This window comes from Terriglobia bacterium, from assembly GCA_020073185.1.
Classification (GTDB): Bacteria; Acidobacteriota; Terriglobia; order Terriglobales; family Acidobacteriaceae; genus JAIQGF01.
The window spans coordinates 1-19,989 of record JAIQFT010000005.1 but is presented as its reverse complement, the minus strand read 5'-3'; the positions used below and the strand labels follow the sequence as shown (position 1 = coordinate 19,989).

General features: G+C 61.3%; 15 protein-coding genes. 11 read left to right on the top strand and 4 right to left on the bottom strand.

Annotated features, from left to right (window positions below; genetic code table 11):
* The first annotated feature begins 317 nt into the window (after window positions 1-317).
* Complete coding sequence (locus LAN64_02225) at window positions 318-3,569, top strand: N-6 DNA methylase (protein MBZ5566646.1); 3,252 nt, start codon at window positions 318-320, stop codon at window positions 3,567-3,569.
* A 470-nt stretch (window positions 3,570-4,039) separates the two neighbouring features.
* Here LAN64_02225 and LAN64_02220 read toward each other — a convergent pair whose 3' ends face one another.
* From LAN64_02220 to LAN64_02205, 4 genes are all read right to left on the bottom strand, one after another.
* On the bottom strand, window positions 4,040-4,483 hold the full coding sequence (locus LAN64_02220; protein ID MBZ5566645.1) for a hypothetical protein: 444 nt from the start codon (window positions 4,481-4,483) through the stop codon (window positions 4,040-4,042).
* 44 nt (window positions 4,484-4,527) lie between these two features.
* Window positions 4,528-5,457: a carbohydrate ABC transporter permease gene (locus tag LAN64_02215; protein ID MBZ5566644.1), complete on the bottom strand. Its 930-nt coding sequence runs from the start codon at window positions 5,455-5,457 to the stop codon at window positions 4,528-4,530.
* A 1-nt stretch (window position 5,458) separates the two neighbouring features.
* Window positions 5,459-6,355, bottom strand: coding sequence for a sugar ABC transporter permease (locus LAN64_02210; GenBank protein MBZ5566643.1), 897 nt, complete (start codon window positions 6,353-6,355; stop codon window positions 5,459-5,461).
* A gap of 97 nt (window positions 6,356-6,452) precedes the next feature.
* Complete coding sequence (locus LAN64_02205; protein MBZ5566642.1) at window positions 6,453-7,781, bottom strand: ABC transporter substrate-binding protein; 1,329 nt, start codon at window positions 7,779-7,781, stop codon at window positions 6,453-6,455.
* Between the two features lie 284 nt (window positions 7,782-8,065).
* Here LAN64_02205 and LAN64_02200 point away from each other — a divergent pair, with 284 nt between their 5' ends.
* The 10 genes from LAN64_02200 to LAN64_02155 form a co-directional block, all read left to right on the top strand.
* Window positions 8,066-8,584 carry an LUD domain-containing protein gene (locus LAN64_02200; GenBank protein ID MBZ5566641.1) on the top strand — a complete coding sequence of 173 codons (519 nt, stop codon included), beginning with the start codon at window positions 8,066-8,068 and terminating at the stop codon, window positions 8,582-8,584.
* Window positions 8,585-8,587: 3 nt separating this feature from the next.
* The gene (locus LAN64_02195) at window positions 8,588-10,912 is read left to right on the top strand and encodes an LUD domain-containing protein (protein MBZ5566640.1); all 2,325 of its coding nucleotides are present in this window, start codon (window positions 8,588-8,590) and stop codon (window positions 10,910-10,912) included.
* Between the two features lie 100 nt (window positions 10,913-11,012).
* On the top strand, window positions 11,013-12,251 hold the full coding sequence (locus tag LAN64_02190) for an amino acid ABC transporter substrate-binding protein (protein ID MBZ5566639.1): 1,239 nt from the start codon (window positions 11,013-11,015) through the stop codon (window positions 12,249-12,251).
* 7 nt (window positions 12,252-12,258) lie between these two features.
* Window positions 12,259-13,152: a branched-chain amino acid ABC transporter permease gene (locus tag LAN64_02185; GenBank protein ID MBZ5566638.1), complete on the top strand. Its 894-nt coding sequence runs from the start codon at window positions 12,259-12,261 to the stop codon at window positions 13,150-13,152.
* A complete protein-coding gene (locus tag LAN64_02180; protein MBZ5566637.1) occupies window positions 13,149-14,174 on the top strand; it encodes a branched-chain amino acid ABC transporter permease in 1,026 nt (341 codons plus the stop codon). The genes LAN64_02185 and LAN64_02180 overlap by 4 nt, the downstream gene beginning before the upstream one ends.
* On the top strand, window positions 14,083-14,859 hold the full coding sequence (locus tag LAN64_02175) for an ABC transporter ATP-binding protein (GenBank protein ID MBZ5566636.1): 777 nt from the start codon (window positions 14,083-14,085) through the stop codon (window positions 14,857-14,859). The genes LAN64_02180 and LAN64_02175 overlap by 92 nt, the downstream gene beginning before the upstream one ends.
* Window positions 14,849-15,583: an ABC transporter ATP-binding protein gene (locus tag LAN64_02170; protein MBZ5566635.1), complete on the top strand. Its 735-nt coding sequence runs from the start codon at window positions 14,849-14,851 to the stop codon at window positions 15,581-15,583. The genes LAN64_02175 and LAN64_02170 overlap by 11 nt, the downstream gene beginning before the upstream one ends.
* A gap of 78 nt (window positions 15,584-15,661) precedes the next feature.
* Window positions 15,662-17,221, top strand: coding sequence for a hypothetical protein (locus tag LAN64_02165; protein ID MBZ5566634.1), 1,560 nt, complete (start codon window positions 15,662-15,664; stop codon window positions 17,219-17,221).
* A gap of 34 nt (window positions 17,222-17,255) precedes the next feature.
* Entirely contained in the window at window positions 17,256-18,782 is a 1,527-nt protein-coding gene (locus LAN64_02160; protein ID MBZ5566633.1) for a hypothetical protein, read from the top strand.
* 998 nt (window positions 18,783-19,780) lie between these two features.
* Window positions 19,781-19,989, top strand: a 209-nt coding sequence (locus LAN64_02155) for a transposase (protein ID MBZ5566632.1), incomplete at its 3' end; no start/stop codon positions are given.

Below are 19,989 nucleotides of genomic sequence, written 5' to 3'. Positions count from 1 at the left end.
GGCGAATAAGGCCGCTTGGGATCCTGTGGCTTCAGCCGCAGAAGTGAAGTCCCGCCAGGGACGGCAGTTCACAGCCCGGGACGTCAGTCCCGGGGACAGGTCCAACTTACGACCGGAGTCCCGTAGGGACGGCACCTAAATCTATTCACCCCGCAGTGGACCAAAACACCAAAGGCCTGACTCACAACTCACAACCCGCACGGAAAAACCTCTCCGCCACCCGCGTTACTCGATGCTAAACTCCGCCCCAAGCATGTTGAGGCGCTTGCGCGGCGTCTGAGCCGCGCGCCGAAATCCTGAGCGAAGCGAAGGACCTGTTGCTCCACATTGCCATCAAGCCCGCCGATAAGCTCATCAAGGGCTATTACGACGTTCTCGGCGGCCTCGGTCAGCTCCATTTCGACCACGAAGGCGCCGTGCGCACCGCCTTCCATGACGTGCTAGCCGGCTACGGCAAGAAATTGCATTGGACGCTCGTTGACGAGTACCCGATGAAGGGCCGCCAGGGCCGGATCGCCATTGACGGCGCCCTCCTCGACGAATGGAAACAGCGCCACGGCTTCTGGGAAGCCAAGGACATCCACGACCAACTCGAACGCGAGATCCGCAAGAAGATCGAGCAGGGATATCCAACCACCAACACCATCTTCCAAATGCCCGAGCGCGCCATCCTCTACCAGAAGGGTGTACCGATAGGGCTCAACGAAGACATACGCGATGCCAAGAACCTTGTCGAACTGCTAAGGAACTTTTTCGAGTACCGCGAGCCCGACCACGAGGAATGGGACGCTGCCGTCGCCGAGTTCAAGCTCCGCATTCCCGAACTCGCCGAGCGCGCCAAGCAGCTCATTGACGCCGAGCACAAATCCAACCGCGCTTTCCGCGACAGCTTCGAGGCCTTCTACGCCCTCTGCCGTCAGGCCATCAATCCCAACCTTACTCGGGATGCGGTCGAGAAGATGCTCATCCAGCACCTGCTCACCGAGCGCATCTTCCGCCGCGTCTTCCACGCCGAGGAATTCCGCAGCCGCAACGTCATCGCCGCCGAGATCGAGAAGGTCATCACCTCCATGACCTCTCGCCAATTCTCGCGCGACCAGTTCCTCTCCGACCTCGACCGCTTCTATAAAGCCATCGAGCGCGCCGCCGAAGACAAGGACGACTACTCCGAAAAGCAGGCCTTCCTCAACACCGTTTACGAGCGCTTCTTCCAAGGCTACTCCCCCAAGGAAGCCGACACCCACGGCATCGTCTACACTCCGCAGCCCATCGTGGACTTCATGGTCCGCTCCGTCGAGGACATCCTCAAGAAGGAGTTCGGCCGCTCGCTCGCCGACCGCAACGTCCACATCCTCGACCCCTTCGTCGGCACCGGCAATTTCATCACGCGCGTCATGCGCCAGATCGCCGAAACCGACAAGGGCGCTCTCCCCTACAAGTACGAAAACGAACTCCACTGCAACGAGGTCATGCTGCTGCCTTACTACATCGCCAGCATGAATATCGAGCACGAGTACCTCGCCCAAACCGGCGAGTACAAGCCTTTTGATGGCATCTGCCTGGTGGACACGTTCGAACTGGCCGAACCCGAACAGGGCGGCCTGGAGTTCATGACCGAGGAGAACACCGAGCGCGTCAAACGCCAGAAGCAAGCGCCGATCTTCGTGATCATCGGCAATCCGCCGTATAACATGGGCCAAGTGAACGAGAACGACGAGAATAAGAACCGGTCCTACCCGACACTTGACGCCCGGGTTGCAGATACGTACACCGCGCGTTCGCTAGCTACACTCCGAAATAAATTGCTCGACCCATACGTGAAAGCTTTTCGGTGGGCAAGCGACAGGGTTCGCGAAGAAGGCGTTGTCTGCTTTGTCTCCAACAACAGCTTTCTTGACAACGTGGCGTTTGATGGGATGCGAGCGTGCCTCGAAACTGATTTCGACGCGGTCTACCATTTGAATCTGAAGGGCAATGCTCACACCTCGGGTACCCGGCGAAAAGCTGAAGCCGGAAACATTTTCGATGATCAAATCCGTGTCGGCGTCGGCATCACCGTTCTCGTCAGAAAATCGCCCCACACTAGGCCTGCAACAATACAGGTGTATTCCGTTGACGACTTTTGGACCTCGGAACAGAAGCGCGATCTCCTCATCGCACAACGGAGCTTCACTCGTATCGCGCTGCAACCTGTAGCGCCTGATGAGCACCACAACTGGATCAACAAAGGTGTGGATGAATTCAAGGCTCTCATTCCATTCGCTGGCAAAACAGCGAAGCACGGCGGCTCTCTCGACTCAGTTTTTTCACTGTATTCGCTGGGGGTTGCGACAAACAGAGATGTTTATGCGTTCAACTTCCAATTCGAACAATTAGCTTCTGCTGTAAGCGGGATGTTGCAGGCTTACGAAGAGGCTGTAGCCATCAAGACACTGGACCCGCAGCGACCAGTCGAAGCGTTGGTTGACACGAATGACAAGCGCATCAAGTGGACGCGCCAGACGAAGGCCGCTTTGGGGAACCTGAAACAAACCGCGATACGACGGGAGTGTTTCCGGAACGCGCTCTACAGGCCATTTACCAGCTGTTTCCTGTATTTCGACGATTTCTGGAATGAAGAGCAGTACCGGATTCCAACGATATTCCCAACCCCGCAATCGGAAACTGAAAATGTTGCCATAGTCGCCAGCGTCATAGGCTTCAGGGCTCCCTTCACAACGTTCGCGACTTCTAGGATCCCCGAACTGCATTTCGGTTGCAGCACAGATGGTTTCCAGTGCTTCCCCTTCTACACCTACTCCGAAGACGGCCCCAACCGCCGCGAGAACATCACCGACTGGGCCCTCGAACAGTTCCGCTCCCACTACCACGACCCCTCCATCTCCAAGTGGGACATCTTCCACTACATTTACGCCGTCCTCCACCACCCCGAGTACCGCTCCCGCTACGCCGCCAACCTCAAGCGCGAACTCCCCCGCATCCCCTTCCTCGCCGCCGCCGCCGCACCCGCAGATGCTTCTTTGAAGGGGCACGACTTTAGTCGTGCCGAAAAGACCGCTCCCACTCCTCCGGCTTCAGCCGCTGAGGGAACGTCCTCTTCGGCCTCTGTGCCCTCTGTGGTTAATGTTTTTCGCTCGTTCGTCGCCGCCGGCCAACGCCTCGCCGACATCCACGTCCACTACGAACAACAACCCGAATACCCACTGGAAAAACTCTGGAAACCCACCGCCAAGCTCGACTACCGCGTCACCAAAATGCGCCTCTCGAACAAAGACAAATCCACCCTCTTCTACAACGACGCCCTCACCCTCAAAGGCATTCCTCTCGAAACCTACGACTACCGCCTCGGCAACCGCTCCGCCCTGGAATGGATCATTGACCAGTACCAGGTCTCCACCGACAAGCGCTCCGGCATCACCAACGACCCCAACCGCCCCGACGACCGCGAATACATCCTCCGCCTTATCGGCCAGGTCATCACCGTCTCGCTCGAAACCGTCCAGATCGTCAAATCACTTCCCGAATTTATCCTCGCCGACAAAGCAGGTGCAGTGAGCAGTGGCAGCTAGCCGACAGAGAGGACGCCGATTAACCGACAACCCATGCCCAGTTCTGCAAGCCGCACAAAACGCGCAGCAAATTTTTCTTGCTTGTCACAGACTTCTCTCTCCCAACCCGCTAACCTGTTTCTGCGCACAATGCGCCGGATGTGGTTGTGTCGTTCACGACCACTGTTTAGTTCTTTGACAATATGCACTACGCGCCGGCAGCCGCCAAAGTTACCTCAACGGTACACACCACCGCTCTAGGTAACCCTCGGTTACCGGTCGGTATCGCGACGGTATCCGTGAATGTCGTTTCGCCCGCAACTGCTTCTTGCCGTGAGCCTTGCTCCTTATGCCCTGAGCCTGATGGGGGAGGGGGGTGGGTAAACACCCGGCGAGCGGCGTTATTACCTGCGAAGTTAAGCTTGGCCGCACCCGTTGAGTCGCAATTGGGTTGGAAAGCGTGCTCGCGCAGTGCGAACACCGGCGTTGGCTCAATAGGCTTTATCGATCACGACATCAATCTTGCTCGAGCCTACGGGGACGGGGTTACTCGCATAGGAGCCGCCGAACGTGCCGGGGCGCGGCGGCCCTACCATGCCGGCAGGATCAATGCGCGCGACAACGTACATTCTCCCCTCGAACGATGAGCCCACGAGAGTGATGTCGTCGGCTGTGAGCTTGTACGGGTAGGGAAATGTCGCTCCGGCTTCCCGCTTGACCACCAGCGCAGGCCTTGTCGGATCGGGCGTGGTCGAAGCAGTAATCATCAGCAGGGGCGCCGGCCCCACTTTGTCCTTTAATTCCGGACTGATGGTGATCGTTCCCGAGATCGCGCCACCTCCGGCGCCGGCTGCCGCCGTTGAAGTGTTCTGCTCAGGCTTCTTGCTGCAGCCGATCAGCCCGGCCACCAGGGCAAAAAGTATGACGGCCATCATCAGGTTTCGCCTGCGACTCCTCCGCGCTCCCACTTGGACCTCCTTTAACCCTTGACCGCGCCGGTCATACCCGCCACATAATGCTCGACGAAGAACGAATAGATCAGGGCCACCGGTACCGAGCCCAGCAGGGCGCCGGACATCAGCTCTCCCCAGTAAAAGACATCGCCCTTGATCAACTCGCTGACCACTCCTACTGGCACCGTCTTGTTGCTGGCATCATAGATCATGATCAGCGCATACAGGAACTCATTCGCCGACAGCGTAAACGCGAACATCCCGGCCGACAGCACACCCGGCAACGCCAGCGGAAGCACAATCTTGAACATCGCCTGGATCCGCGTCGCTCCGTCTACCATCGCTGCCTCTTCCAGCTCCTTTGGTATCGTCCGGAAATAGCCCGTCAGCAGCCATGTGCAGAAGGGAACCTGGAAGGTGGGATAGGCAACAATCAGCGCCCACGGCGAGTTCAGCAGGTTGGTGTGCAGCAGGGGCAGATTGCCGATCACGTCGGAGAGCGGGATGAAGAGCAGCGTGGGCGGCACCAGGTAGGTGATGAAGATAAGAATGCCCAGAGTGTTTGCGCCTCGGAAATTGAGGCGCGCCAGCGCATAGGCGGACGTAATCCCCGCGAACAGCGAGATGGCCGTGGAAACGAATGCCACCAGCAGCGTGTTCTCCAGCCAGCGGACGAACAGCGTGTCCCGCAGCAGGACCCGCCAATGGTAGGCGCAGTTGTCCATCAGCGCCGCTCCGTCGAAGTGCCGCGTGCGCACTTGTTCGACCACCGTCGCCGTGCAGGTCACCGGGATGTACGGATTGACCTCGCGTTTGTAGGTTTCTTGCGTTGACTTGATCGACGTTACAAACATCCAGTAGAAGGGGAACAGGGCGAAGAGAACAAAAAAGAAAAGCGGCAGATGAAAAAACGCCAGCCGCTTGGCAAAGGTTTCGCCGACCACTTTGCTCGCCATGCTATGCCTTCTCCCGCCGCAGGTATACGAGCTGGAAGATGATCACGACGGCCAGGAACGGAAGCATGAAGAGCGAAATGGCCGCCCCCAGTCCCAGCCGCGACCCGACCATGGCCACCTGGTACGCGTAGGTGGCAAACAGGTGCGTGCTGTTCGCCGGTCCCCCGCGCGTAAGCACGTAGACGATCTGGAAGTCGGAGAAGGTCACAATCACGGAAAAGACCAGGACGACGATCATGATGGGCTTGATGCCCGGCAGCGTCACATGCCAGAAGCGCTGCCAGCCGCTGGCGCCGTCGATCATCGCCGCCTCGTAAAGCTCCGGGCTGATCGTCTGCAGGCCGGCGAGAAAAGAGATGGCGAAGAACGGCGTGCCGCGCCAGATATTCACGAACGTAACCGATGCCAGCGCCAGCGTGGGATCGGCCAGCCAGAGCGGTCCCCTGACGGATCCCCACCCCATCCAGCCGTAAACATGCCGCAGCGTCCAATTGATCACGCTGAAGTCGGGGTCAAAGATCCACAGGAAGGCGATCGTGCTCAGCACGGTGGGCACGATCCACGGCAGCAGTACGGCGGCACGCACGATCCGCTGCAGGCGGACCATCCGGTTGAGCAGGACAGCCAGCCACATACCCAGGGCCCACTTGACTACCGTCGCGACGCCCGTATAGGCGAAGCTGTTCCACACTGTGGTCCGGAAAATCGCATCCTTCGTCACCAGGTCTACGTAATTGCCCAACCCGACGAACTTCACCTGCGACCACGCCATGCCGATCTGCTTGTTGGTGAGGCTCATCCAGACGCCCCAGGCGAACGGATAGGCGATGAAGAACAGGATGATAAACCCGGCTGGCATCATCAGCAGGTAGCCAAGCACATCAGGCCGCTCCAGCATTTCTAGAGCGGCCTTGTTCCTGCCTCTTCCTGGCTTCCCTGGTCCTTGCTCGGGATGCGATTTTTCCCTGCCGGCCTGGGGCACGGTTGTCGCCGCGTCATGCTCCATAGATCGTCTTGAGCTGACCATCGGCCCACTTCAGCGATTCCTCCGGCGTCATCTTCCCGGTCGCCACATTCGCCAGCATGTCAATGAGCACGTAATTCTGTACCACCCGCGCTGCGCTGGCGTCGGCGGCGCCTTTCCAGCCGACGTGCTGAGCTTCCAGGAGATGGTCCCGGTAAGGCTTCAGCGCCGGGAACATGTCCCACATCGCGTCCTTCATGTAGTCCTTCAGAGCAGCCGCCTGGTAGGCCTGGCCGCGCCGCAGGTACTTCGTAAACTGCTCCTTGTCCATCAGCCAGCGGATGAATTCCTTGGCGATGTCCGCGTTCTTGGAGTATTTGGGAATCGCCAGTTGCTGGCTGTAATGGTAGTGGAAGATGCCCGCGGGACCGGCAGGGTTCGCCACGTGCAGGATGTCGTTGACCAGCGGTGTGCCTTTGTCGTCCAGGATCACCTGGTTCGACGCCGTCAGGTAGATGCTGGGCGCATTATTGGTCGCGGTGACCGATCCCGCGAGAAACGCGCGATTGTTAGCGGAATCGTCCCACCCCGCGCCCGCCGGATCCATGGCATCGTCCCAGAACGCCTTGAAAAACTTTAGTGCCTCCAGCGTCTGCTTGCTGTTGATGGTGACTCGACCCTTTTCGTCGCGTTCCGCAACCCCGTAGCTCCACAAGTACGGATATGCGAAGTCGACTGCATCGCCGAAGGTGTGGCCGACCGTTTGGCCGATGGGGTGCCCGGCCGCCTTCCACTTTTTCCCTTCGCGCCGCAGCTCCTCCCAGGTCTTGGGCCACTGCGTCGTCCCCGCGGCCTTCATGTACGAAGAGCGCACCACGAAAATGTTGGGAACGATGGTGTGCGGGACCGCGTTGAACTTTCCGTTCAGCATCGCATCCGCCTTGGCGTAGGGGATGTATCCGCCATACTTGGACTCCAGCGCGGTGCAGATGTCGGTGACGTCAACCAGCGAATCCCCATACTGGTTTTGCCAGTTGTGGAAGAACTGAATGATATCCGCCCCTTGTTTGCTCTCGATGGCGGCGGCAGCTCGGGCGGGAATGTCATTGGCGTTGATCTGTTCGATCTTGACCTTGACTTTGCTTTGCTTGCTCCACTCGTCGCCCTGGCGCAGGATTTCGACATCGGCCGGCGGCGAGAAATTCTTCCATAGCAGGAAATGGAGCGACCTCTCCTGCGCGAAGGCTGGAGCCTTCCCTAATACTCCGGCGCCCACCACGGACGCTCCCGCCATGCCGGCGATTTTGACAAAGTCGCGGCGCGTGATTCCTCGATTACGGTTTGCTTTTTTCTTCGCCATCACATTCCTCCTTGTGAGCCCAAGGAGCCCTTGGACGCCTTCATCTGCACTGATCAATGTACGAGACAGAGTTATGGGCCGGACATTTCAAGCCCTCACCCACTGAAGGCGTTCTGTGCGGCATGGTATATGCTGTTTGCAAACGATTTGTCAATCGAAACTACATAGTCATCTCGGGAAGAACACACATGGGGCGCGGGTTTTGGCGCAGCAACCTCGCGAGTGTGCGTGCCGCGGGTCTCAAGCGATAACCGACAACCGTTTCTATGTCACAATCTGCCTGCATGTCGCTAGTGGATGCCTTCGAAAAATCGGTCACCGCTGCTGCTGCTACCGTTGAATGTGTCGCCCGCGATGCGGAACAGATCGCGGTCGCGGTCGCTCGCATTGCTCCCGCCGGCCCCCTGGCCGTCGCTGAACCTCTTTGTCTGCCGTCGAGTTTGTTCGACGCCTGCCGCCGTCTTCCCGGCGCCTTCGATGCCCGCAGCCGCAAGGCGATGGACGACTGCGCGGTTGGCATTACCGATGCCTTCGCCGGTGTGGCGCACAGCGGTTCCATCTGTGTCTGCATTGATCACGAATACGCCGGCTACGTCAGCCTGCTCTCGCGTTTCCACGTGGCTGTGCTGGCGGCGGAGAACATCGTCGAGCGTCCCGGCGACCTGTTTCGTCCCGACTGCCTTAACGGCGACGGCCTGCGGCACAACTTTGTCTTTATTACCGGGCCCAGCGCCACTGCCGACATGGGACCGCTGGTCCGAGGCGTGCACGGGCCGCATCGTCTGCACGTAATCGTGGTATAGCCTATGCCTGCACCGGCACAAGCACCCGAGTCGCCGCGCGTGGTCGCCAACAAGAGCTCCAAGCGCACGCTGCTGGCTGCCATCCGCATGGCGCTGCGCATCGAAAGCTCCGCGGTGCGCCACAACACGCAAACTTTCAATCGCAACCGCTACGCCGCCACCGGCGCCCTGAGCGATTACGAGCAGCTCAAGGACCGAGCCCGCGCCATCAAGGAACGCGCCATCGCCAGCACCCCTGAACTGCTGGCGACGCTCGATGCGAGTGTGAAGCACAACGGCGGACACTTTTATCTGGCGAAGGATGCGGCTGACGCTACCCGCTACATCGCCGACGTCTGCGGCCGCGCCGGAGTTCGCCTCGTCGTCAAAGGCAAGAGCATGACCTCGGAAGAGGCTGGGGTGAACCATGTCCTGCAGGCGCGCGGAATCGAAGTCGCGGAGACCGACCTCGCGGAATTTATTCTCCAGGTCGCCGACGAGCAGCCCTCGCACATCATCGCGCCCGCCATCCACTTCAGCCGCGAGCGCATTACCGCGCTCTTCAAAAGCCGCCTTAAGACCGATCTACCGCTCGATTCAGGTGAGGAACTGACCCGTTTTGCCCGCGAGCATCTGCGGCAGAAGTTCCTGGCTGCCGACGCCGGTATTTCGGGCGCCAATCTCATCGCCGCCGACTCCGGCTCCATCGTTCTGGTCGAGAGCGAGGGTAACATTCGCATGACCTCGCTGCTCCCGCCGCTGCACATCGCCATTGCCGGCGTGGAGAAAGTTCTGCCCTCGCGCGCCGACTTCGCGCCCTTCCTTGAACTGCTCGCCGCCAGCGCTACCGGGCAAAAGCTCTCCTCTTATACCAGCATCATCACGCCGCCACTCGATGCCGCGCCCGTCCTCACCAACAGCGACGTTGCGCCGCGCCGCGAGTTCCATCTCGTGCTGCTGGACAACGGCCGCATGACGATGCGCCAAGACCCCGTGTTGCACGAGGCGCTCTACTGCATCCGTTGCAGCGCCTGCCTGAATTCCTGCGCCAATTTCCAGACCGTCGGCGGACACGCTTTCGGCGGCGAAACTTATTCCGGCGGCATCGGCGGCTCTTGGGAAGCCGGCACGCGCTCGCTCGACGCTGCCCGCTTCAATGAACTTTGCACCGGCTGCTCACGCTGCGTTTCGCAGTGTCCCGTGCGTATTGATATCCCGTTCCTCAACTCGACCCTGCGCCAGCGGCTCAACCAGCGTGACGCCGGGAAAATCGCGCAACTCTTCTCCACCGCGCTGAGCAGCGGCCATCGAGAGCCGGTAGACGTCGCCCCGTTGCAAAAGCTCTTCTTCGGCCACTACGATTTATTCGGCAAGTGGGGTTCGCTGTTGGCGCCGTTCTCCAACTGGATTAACGCGGTTCCGCTGACCCGCTCCGTGATGGAAAAATTCGTCGGTCTTGATCGCCGCCGCGAGTTGCCGCCGTTTGTCAAGCCCACGCTGGTGGAAGCGTGGGGGCAGCGGCCGGGGTCCCAGGCGTTAGCGGGGGTGGCGGAACCAGCCGCCCGCGCCGTCCTCTTCGCCGACATCTTCACCAACTACGGCTCTCCCTCACGTGGCCTGGCGACACTAGAAGTGTTCCAATCGCTCGGCATTGACCTGGTGGTCAGCGAAACCTGCGCCGACGGTCGCGCCCCGCTCTCGCAGGGCCTGATCGCCATCGCCGCCGAGCAGGCCCGCCGCACCGCCGAGCGGTTGCGCCAGTACATCAAGGACGACCGCGACATTGTCGTGATCGAACCCAGCGTACTGGCCATGTTCCGCCTCGATTACCGCCGCCTGCTGACCGATGGCGAGGGTCAGCTCCTCTTCCAGATGCTCCGCGACCACAGCTTCGACGCCGTCGAATACCTCTGGAGCTTCATCCAGGGCGTCGGCCTGGACGCCGCCCAGCTGTTTCCCGCCTCACGCCATCCGCTGGGCACGCGCCTCTTCTATCACTCCCATTGCCAGCAGAAGACAGTCGGCAGCGCGCTCGCAACCGAAGCCCTGCTCCGCGCCGCGGGTTTTGACGTCGCCACCTCGCGTGTCGAGTGCTGCGGCATGGCTGGCAGCTTCGGCTATAAGAAGGAGTATTACGACCTCAGCATGGCGGTCGGCCAGGACCTGTTTCAGCAAGTCGCCGAAGCGGAGGCTGACGGTTCCCGTGTCCTGGTCGCCACCGGAACCTCCTGCCACGAGCAACTCGCCGCAGGACTGAAGCGTGACGTCCTCTACCCCACCGAGCTGTTGGCCGCGCTAGTCCCAAAGCCGGAATCCCAAAACCGAAAACCAGCTGCCTGCCTCGCCTGAGCTTGCAGCTTTCGGCTTGGCGTCATATCATCCGCCACTGCACCAAGTCCGCGGCCCACTTTTGTGTGTATCTACTTCCAAAGCTCCAAGAGAGGGAATCGTGAACACTCGCCTCGTTCGATCACTCTGCCTAGCTGTCGCCAGTTGCATCCTCGTCCCCGCTACCTTTGTCTCCACCGCGTGGAGCCAGACGGAAATCAAGATCGGCGTGATCATGCCCATCACCGGCCGCGAAGCCAAGCCCGGCCAATTCCAGAAGGAGGGCCTCGAACTCGCCTTCAAGCAAATTAACGATCAGGGTGGCGTGTTCGTGAAGAGCTTGAAGAAAAAGCTGCCCATCAAGGAAGTGTTTTACGATGACGGCTCCGATCAGGCCAAGTCCACTTCGCTGGTCGAGCGCGCCATCAGCTCCGATGGCGTGACGGCCGTGCTCGGCGGCTATTCCACGGTGCTCGGGGAAGCTGAATCGGTGATGCCGGACCGCTACAAGACCCCCTGGATCACTCCCGGCGCCGCCGCTTCCTCCATCTTCGCCAAGGGCTACAAGTACACCTTCGGCACTCTCAGCCCGGTGGACTCACTGGGCGTTACCACCGGTGAATACCTGGGCTCGCTGATGGATTCCGGCAAGCTGAAGAAAGGCTTGAAGGTTGCCCTTGCGGTGGAGAACACCGACCACGGCGTGGACTACGTCAAGGGCATTCAGGAGTGGGCGAGCAAGCACCCCGGCTACTACACCGTCGTTTTCAATGAGCGCTTTGATCTCGGCTCGCCCGACTTCACCGCCCTGCTGCAGAAGGTGAAGAACGCTCACGCCGACATGTTCCTCTCCGACGCGCACTTGCAGGATTACATCACCATGCAGCGCCAGTACCTGCAAGGCGGCATGTACCATCAGATGGTCAGCTACGGCGCCCGCGGACCGGAATCCGACGCTCGCAAAGCGCTCGGTGACGGCACCAACTACATCTTCGCCGGCGTCTGGTGGTCCTCGGACCTGCCCTACCCGCAGGCGAAGAAGTTCATCCAGGACTACAAGCAGGCCACCGGCCGCAATCCCGACTCCTGGTACGCCGCCACCGCCTACGACGCCGCGCGGATTCTGGTGGCCGCCATCGAAAAGGCCGGCTCACTCAATAAGGACGCTATCCGTTACCAGCTCAAAACCGTGCAGCTCAAAGATTCCATCCTGCCCGGCCAATTGTTGAAGTTCGGTGCCAACGGCCAGGCCAATCTGCCCTTCGTGATCGTGCAGACCAAGCCCGGCGGCAAGACCGACATCGTTTATCCCAAAGACGCGGCAACGGGCGAATCCGTAGCCCCCATGCCGAAGAGATGACACGCTCATGACCCTGGTGGACTTCGCCAACTTGCTCGTCGCCGCTGTGCTGCTGGCGGGCATCTACGCTGTGATGTCGGTCGGCATGACCGTCATCTATGGCGTGATGAAGATCGTGAACCTCGCGCACGCTGGGTTCATGATGCTGGGCGCCTACTTCGCCATGGAACTGTTCGAGCGCCTCCACCTCGACCCAATCGTGGCGGCGCTCGCCGTTTTTCCCATCATGGTCGTGGTCGGCATCGCCGTGTACTACCTCCTGGTGCGCTGGCTGCCGCAATCGGACAAACCCACGCTGCCCTCGCTCCTGCTCATGTTCGGCCTGTGGCTTGTGCTGCAAAACCTCGGCTACGTCTTCTGGGGCAACGAGGACCGGTCGATCTTCACGCCGCGAACCTTCGACGTGATCCACGCCGGTCCCATCATCCTTCCCACCATTCGCGTTTACGTATTCGCGGCTGGCGCAGGATGTGTCCTGCTGCTGGAAGGGCTGCTGAACTGGACATGGTTTGGCCGCGCGCTGCGTGCTCTCGTGCAGAACCGCTACGCCGGCCAGATCGTGGGTGTGGACGACCAAAAAATCGCCGCACTGACCTTTGGCCTGGGCATCGGATTCGCCGGGCTAGCCGGCGCCTTGCTCGCCAGCCTCTATTCTTTTAATCCCGATTTCGGCCGGCCTTTCCTGATCCGCGCTTTCGTCATCATTGTGCTCGGCGGTCTGGAGTCGGTTTCCGGCGTCGCCATCGGCGCGCTCGTCCTCGCGCTGGTGGAGAGCTTTGCCATCATCTGGCTTCCCGCCGGCTACCAGCTCGCAGTTTCCTTCGGCATGCTGGTGGTCGTGCTGATTGTCCTGCCCGGCGGGATCGCCAGTTTGATCGGACGGGTCAGGCGGCTGGCATGACCCGCGCCCGGCTCTGGAGCTTTCTCCCGCCCATCGTGTTGCTGGGCGCATTACTGCTGCTGCCTACCTTTGGCATTCAGCCCAATGCCGTCCGCCTCCTGTTCGTCACCTTCGTCTGGATGACCGCCAGCATTGCCTGGAATCTGCTGGGAGGATTTGCGGGCCAGGTCTCCTTCGGCTTCGCCGTTTTCTACGGGGTGGGCGCCTACACCGCCGCCATCTTGATTGACGGCGGCCGCATGCACCCGTATCTGGCATTCGTCGCCGCCGGCATGGCCGCCGCTATCGCCTCGGTGCTGATCGGTCTGCCGACGTTTCGCCTGCGCGGTCCTTATTTCGCCATCGCCACCATCGGCGTCAGCGAAACCGTCCGCGTCGTCGCCACCAACTTGGAGTTCACCGGCGGCGCCAGCGGCTACCGGATCACCGAGCCGCGTCCTTTCAATCAGGCCGAGCATTACTACACTGCGCTCATCGTCGCCGCACTCGCGTTTGCCGTTTCCCTGTTCATCTCTCGCCACAAGTTCGGTCTCGGGCTCATCGCCATCAACCAGGACGAGGAAGCCGCCGCCGATACCGGCGTCAATCCCTTTGCCTACAAACTCAAGGCCCATGCGGTCGCCGCCTTCCTTACCGGCGTTGCCGGTGGTGTCTTCGCGCGCTACGCCGCTTTCATACATCCCAACGGCGTCTTTGGCTTTCCCATCAGCGTCCAGATCCTGCTCATGCCCGTGATTGGCGGGCTGGGCACGGTGTGGGGACCGGTCATCGGCGGCGTCGTCATCGGTGTCATTGAAGAAGAAATCGTGGCTTATTTTCCCCAGGTCCATTTGCTCATCTACGGCTTGCTGCTGATTGTCATCGTGCTGTTCGAGCCGGGTGGCGTCCTGGGTGCTATTCGCCGGCTGCAACGCTGGGTCAGGAGGATCCGTGACCGTCAAACAGACAAACGATCGGCCGATTCTCGAAGTAAAAAACCTGACGAAGTTCTTTGGGGGGCTGGCAGCGGTCCGGGACGTTAGCTTCGAAGTCCGTCGCGGTCAGATTTTCGGTTTCATCGGCCCCAACGGCGCCGGGAAGACCACGCTGTTCAACATGATCGCCGGCGCCTATAAGCCGACCTCCGGACAGGTGCTGAGCTGCGGCAGGAACATCACCGGGTTTCCGTCTTTTCGCCTCGTGCATGAAGGCATTGCCCGCACTCACCAGGTGGTGCGCCCCTTCCGCGCCATGACCGTGCTCGAAAACGTGCGCGTCGGCGCTCATTTCGGCCGTAACGGCGATGATCGCAAGTCCGCCGCCGATCGCGCTATGGATGCCCTGCGCGAGGTCGGCTTGCACCACCTCACCGACAGCTCGGCGCACGTCCTGTCCGTCGGCAACCAGAAAAAACTGGAGGTCGCGCGCGCCCTCGCTACTAACCCCGAGCTTCTCCTCTGTGACGAAATTTGTGGCGGCCTCACGCGCGCCGAGACCGATGCCATGCTCGACCTGCTGCGCCAAATTCGTGCCCGCGGCACCACCATCATGTACGTCGAACACGACGTCAGGGCGATCACCGCGGTTTGCGACCGCATCCTCGTCCTCAACTACGGCAAGAAACTTTCCGAGGGCACGCCAGAGAAGATCCAGCATGATCCCGCCGTCATCGAAGCTTACCTTGGTACTTCCGCTCCCCGCGTCAGGACAGGCACCAATGGCGAATGACCTCACACCTCCGCCGCTGCTTGCCGTCGAGGCTATGGAGAGCGCCTATGGTGCCGTGCAGGTGCTTTGGGGCGTCTCCTTCAACGTATGCCGCGGCCAGATCGTTACCATCATCGGCTCCAACGGCGCCGGCAAAACCACAACGCTGAACACCATTATCGGCGCCATGAAACTCCGTGCCGGGCGCATCCTTTTCAAGGGCGAAGATATCGGCGCCCTGCCACCGCACGAGCGCGTCAAGCGCCACATCAGCCTGGTTCCCGAGGGCCGCCAGCTCTGGCCTCGCATGTCGGTCGAGGACACCCTGCTCATGGGCGCCTATCAACCCAGCCTGCGCCGCGACGCTCGCCGCAGCCTTTCCCGCGTATACGATCTGTTCCCCCGCCTGAAGGAACGCCGCAGCCAGCTGGCCGGCACTCTTTCCGGCGGCGAGCAGCAGATGTGCGCGCTGGGCCGCGGACTGATGGCCGAACCCGAACTGCTCATGCTTGATGAGCCCTCACTGGGCCTCGCCCCCAAGCTGGTGGACGAAATCTTTGCCCACGTCGAGCAGATCTGCAAACAGGGGGTCACCATTCTGCTGGTGGCGCAGAATGTCAGCTACGCTCTGCAAATGTCGGAGACCGCGTACTTGATGGAAACCGGCCGCATCACCCTCTCCGGCCCCAGCCGCTCTGTCGCCGCCAACAAATATGTGATCGAGGCCTACATCGGCAAAACTTAGTCCACTCCTTCCCAGTCTCGCCGTCCACGGACGCCGGAAGCGCGGAGCCTGTTTTGATATGCTCATTCCATTCTCTCCATGCCTTCGGCCACCATCGGCGCCGCGACCCAACCCGCCACTGACGGCCCGCTCGTTGCCCGCAGTTCGGCGCGTCTGACCTGCGTTCTCGGACTGGTTGCTGTACTCGTGGCTTATTCCATCCCGCTGGCACTCGGGCTGGTGCAGGGCGGCCGTGTTCCCAGCCTGCTCTTCGAAGACGAAGCCATGTACGCGGTCCGCGTTGTTGACGCGTATCGCGGCGGCAATCTCGCTAATCCCTATCTCGCCGGCCACGAGCATGCGCCGCGCTTCATGCCTGGTTTTGCCGAACGCGCCATCGCATTGGCCGCCCGCACGGCACACATTCCGCCGCTGACTGCGATCGCCCTTTCGCGGGTCGTAATTCCGCTGCTTATCTTCACCATGATGTGGCTGCTCGCCCGCGTCATGGGCTTGGCGCCGCTGGGAGCGTTGCTGGCGGGGCTTCTCTCCGTCTTCGCGCTCTCCACGCGCGCCGGCAATCTCCATTTCCTGCGCTATCTCCGCGTCGTCAGCCCCGGCGCTAACGTGCTGCTGCTGGCCCTTGCGCTCTATTTTTGGATGCGCGCCTACAAGAAGCCGACGGCGGCGGCGGCCGTTCTTGCGGGCATACTCACGGCCGCGCTCTTCTACACTCCGCCTTACTACTGGAGTTTTGTCCTCGCCGGCGCGCTGGTGCTGACTCTCGCTTCCCCCGCGCCGGCGCGACGTTGCTTCCTGATTTCGCTGGTCATCGCAGTTCTCCTCGGCGCGCCTGCTCTCTGCACTTCCCTCAGCCTGTCGCGTCTTCCCGAAGTGCAGCAGACGCTCCATCGCATGGGCCTGATGACCCCGGGCCGAGAACCTGACTCGTTCGTTCTGCGTCACTTCGCGATGGCTATCGTCTTCGCCTCCGTCCTCTGGCTCGGGCGCCGGCGTCTCGCGACCAATGCCACCTTTCTGATTGCGTTTTTCGTTCCCGGCACGCTGTTGCTGCTGCAGAATGTGGTCACCAATCGCCGGCTGCAGAGCGACCACTGGATCGAGTGCCTGATTCCCGTCGCCGCGCTCGCCCTTGCCGCGCTGCTGCACGGGAGCGTCGACGCCTTCAGATCGCCGCGCCCCACGTACGCCGCCATCGGCGTGGTCATTGCGGTCGCCATGGCTGCACAAACCGTCTCCTACTTCCGATGGAAAACGGTGGCGGAACGCGATCCTCTCTACGGCGCCGTCGCCTGGCGGCGCGGGCAGCGCATGCCGCAAACGCTTGCCTGGCTCGACACGCACACGCCACCGCGCTCCATCGTGGTCACGCAATTCGGCGACGTCCTGCCACTGTTCACTCACAACGCGGTATATTTCGCCGCCTTCGGCGCGCAGCACGTCATCTCCGATTCCGAGTTCGCGGCGCGCGATCGCGGCCTCTTCTGGGACCCCGCGCGTGCGACACCGCTTCTTTATCCCGCCGACTACTTCCTCGGCCTCGACGCGCAATGCGCGCCTTCCCGTTTTGCCCCGCTCTATCGCAATCCCGCAGAACACACCTGCGTGCTCGACATACGCTCCGCGGTCGCACGCTGACTAGCGCCATTTGATATGCTCACCTGAACTCCGCATGTGCCCGACCTCCATCGCCGGCGCGCCCAAGTCGGCGACCGCTGTTGTTCCATCTTCGCGCCGCCTCTTCGCAACCGGGGCCCTTGCCGTGCTGATCGCATACTCGCTGCCGCTGTTACTCGGCTGGGCGCGCTCCGGTCACGTGCCCAACCTGCTCTTCAGCGACGAAACCATCTACGCCGCGCGCGTGCTCGACGCCTATCGCGGCGGGACGCTGGCCAGTCCCTATCTGGCCGGCCACGACGATGCGCCGCGCTACATGCCGGAAATCTCCGAGCGCGCACTCGCCTTGATCGCGCAGCTCACGCGCACTCCGCCGCTGACCATCCTTGCGCTCTCTCGTGTCATGGTTCCACTGCTGATCTTCCTGGCCCTCTGGCGGCTGGCGCGCGGGCTCGACCTTGCGCCGGCGCTGGCTCTGCTAGCCGCGCTGATCGCGGTTCTCGGGCTCTCGACCCATGCCGGCGGACCGCATTTCCTGCGCTACTTGCGCCTCGTCAGCCCCGCCACCTACGCGCTCCTCCTGCTGATCGCGTTACAGGGCTGGCTGCGGGTGTGGAAGAAGCCGTCTCTGAAGGCGGCGCTGTTCGCCGGCATCGCCGGCGGCGCTCTCTTCTATGTGGCGATGTACTACTGGAGCTTCGCCGCGATCGGCGCACTGGTGTTAGCGTTGACGCCCGCATCTTCGCGGCGCTGGATCTTCGCCGCGCTCGGAGTTTCCATCCTGGTCGGCGCTCCCGCGCTTTGGAACGCTGCCGTGGTGGCGCGCATTACCGCCGTCCAGCAGACGCTGCATCGCTTCAACCTGCTGACGCCGGGCCGCGGTCCCGACGTGTTCGTTCTGCCGCGCTTCGTGGCCGCCGTCGTGTTCTGCGCCGTGCTGTGGACGCAACGGCGGCGCATTGGCACGCGCGCCAATTTCCTGCTCGCATTTCTGGTGCCCGGAACTGTACTGCTGGTGCAGAACGCCGTCACCAACCGCCACGCGCAGAGCTATCACTGGGTCGAGTGCCTCATACCCGTGGGGGCACTCGCCGTCGCCGTACTGATCGAGGGCACGCGCTGGTGCCGTCCAAGGTTGTTGTACGCGGCTGCGATCGTGATTGTCGTTGCGGGCATCGCCTCGCACGCCGGCGCCTATTTCATCTGGGAAGACGAAGCCCGGCGCGATCCGCTCGACTGGCGTATCGACCGGCAGATTCCCGGCACGCTCGCCTGGCTGAACGCCAACACGCCGCCGCGATCCATCCTGCTGCTGCGCGACTATGGCAATGCGTTCCCCATGTATGCGGCCAACAAGCTGTACTTCGCGTATTACGCATCGCAGCACGTCATCTCCGACGACGAACTTGAGCGGCGGCGCGACACGGCCGAGCAATTCGATCCGGCGCATCCCACCCCGCTGCCTTATCCCGCCGATTATTATCTGGGCTTGGGCGAGCGCTGCGCCGCTCCTGCGCTTCCCGTGCTCTATCGCAACCCCGCCGAAGGCACGTGCGTGCTGGACTTGCGCGCACGGGATTAACCGACGCCTGGACGATCATTACTGGATTTTAGTCGGGTTGTTTGCGCGGACGTTCGTTGACCCGGAGGCGTCCCTGGTGGACCACCCAGCCGGTGGGGGGAAGTTCGTCGCCCTCGTAAACCCGAGGCAGAAGCTCGCGCAAGGCGCTATCGATGCGCTTCACCGGCGGTGTGCTTGCCGCGATTCGCGCGGAAGCGCGGCGGAAGAAAACGAACCGGCTGAAGCTGGCCGTAGATCAATCGCGAAATCACCGCGTTTCGCAGTTCCACTCTAAGCCGCGAAAAACCTATCTTCCGCACTTGACAGCTCCCAGCCTCGCCAAACCGGGCGGAAGGGACGGGCCACCCGCCTTCCTCCGCTGAGGGCCACTCGCTGACACGACTCCGCTAGGGGTCGGCTCCTAGGTAGCAGCGTTGCTTCTTGCCGTTTAAGTCTTTGTATGCTGCGCCCGATTCTGCCAAGCTGCAATAAACCCCTCTCCAGTAATTCCAATTCGACCGCATCTGTTCACCCGACAGTGATGACTTCGTCCTTGCTTGATTCTTATAGTCCCTGTGCCAAGCGTTCAACTCCCATTTTGCCCACTTCAAATTCGGGGGATTCGGTGGTGTCAAGCAATCAACACGATGCTTGCCGAATGCCATCCAACTGCCAGGATTATCCGCGCAATAATTATCAATCTGCGCCTCCTTCCAGGCGTCCAGCGGTGCATTGGGGCAGTCTATCGCAAGGCCATTACTGGTGTGATAGGTGGATGTTGAATTGGTTTTGCAATAAGAGTTGATACGGTGATTCTCTATGCTCCCGGCGATGGCAGAGCCAATTCCTGGCCCAATGGCCGCACCAGCTTCGTAATTCTGCTGTTGTATCTGCTTCTGTCGCTCGTCGTCCTGCTGCTGTTGCGTAGTACCAGAGGAGACACCGGTCGTAGATGTGTGGACTTCGCTGACCTGCTCCCCAAGAATTAGTCCATTGGAAATGTGACTTCTCCATTTACGATGCCCCGCTCGGGGCAAGGAGGAGGAGTCGTGCGCAAGAGTCGATTCAGCGAAGAACAGATCATCGCCTTGCTGAAGGAGTCCGAAGCGGGGGTAGAGCCCGGCGAACTGTGCCGGCGGCACGGGATCACGCGTGGCAGCCTGTACCGCTGGAAGGCGAAGTACGGCGGCATGGAGGTGAGCGAGGCGCGGAGGCTGCGTGCACTGGA

Bases quoted from the DNA above. Each gene is read 5' to 3' on its own strand.
- LAN64_02220 (MBZ5566645.1), bottom strand. From the start codon at position 4,483: ATGATGGCCGTCATACTTTTTGCCCTGGTGGCCGGGCTGATCGGCTGC.
- LAN64_02215 (MBZ5566644.1), bottom strand. From the start codon at position 5,457: ATGGCGAGCAAAGTGGTCGGCGAAACCTTTGCCAAGCGGCTGGCGTTT.
- LAN64_02210 (MBZ5566643.1), bottom strand. From the start codon at position 6,355: ATGCTGGAGCGGCCTGATGTGCTTGGCTACCTGCTGATGATGCCAGCC.
- LAN64_02205 (MBZ5566642.1), bottom strand. From the start codon at position 7,781: ATGGCGAAGAAAAAAGCAAACCGTAATCGAGGAATCACGCGCCGCGAC.
- LAN64_02200 (MBZ5566641.1), top strand. From the start codon at position 8,066: ATGTCGCTAGTGGATGCCTTCGAAAAATCGGTCACCGCTGCTGCTGCT.
- LAN64_02195 (MBZ5566640.1), top strand. From the start codon at position 8,588: ATGCCTGCACCGGCACAAGCACCCGAGTCGCCGCGCGTGGTCGCCAAC.
- LAN64_02185 (MBZ5566638.1), top strand. From the start codon at position 12,259: ATGACCCTGGTGGACTTCGCCAACTTGCTCGTCGCCGCTGTGCTGCTG.
- LAN64_02180 (MBZ5566637.1), top strand. From the start codon at position 13,149: ATGACCCGCGCCCGGCTCTGGAGCTTTCTCCCGCCCATCGTGTTGCTG.
- LAN64_02170 (MBZ5566635.1), top strand. From the start codon at position 14,849: ATGGCGAATGACCTCACACCTCCGCCGCTGCTTGCCGTCGAGGCTATG.
- LAN64_02165 (MBZ5566634.1), top strand. From the start codon at position 15,662: ATGCCTTCGGCCACCATCGGCGCCGCGACCCAACCCGCCACTGACGGC.
- LAN64_02160 (MBZ5566633.1), top strand. From the start codon at position 17,256: ATGTGCCCGACCTCCATCGCCGGCGCGCCCAAGTCGGCGACCGCTGTT.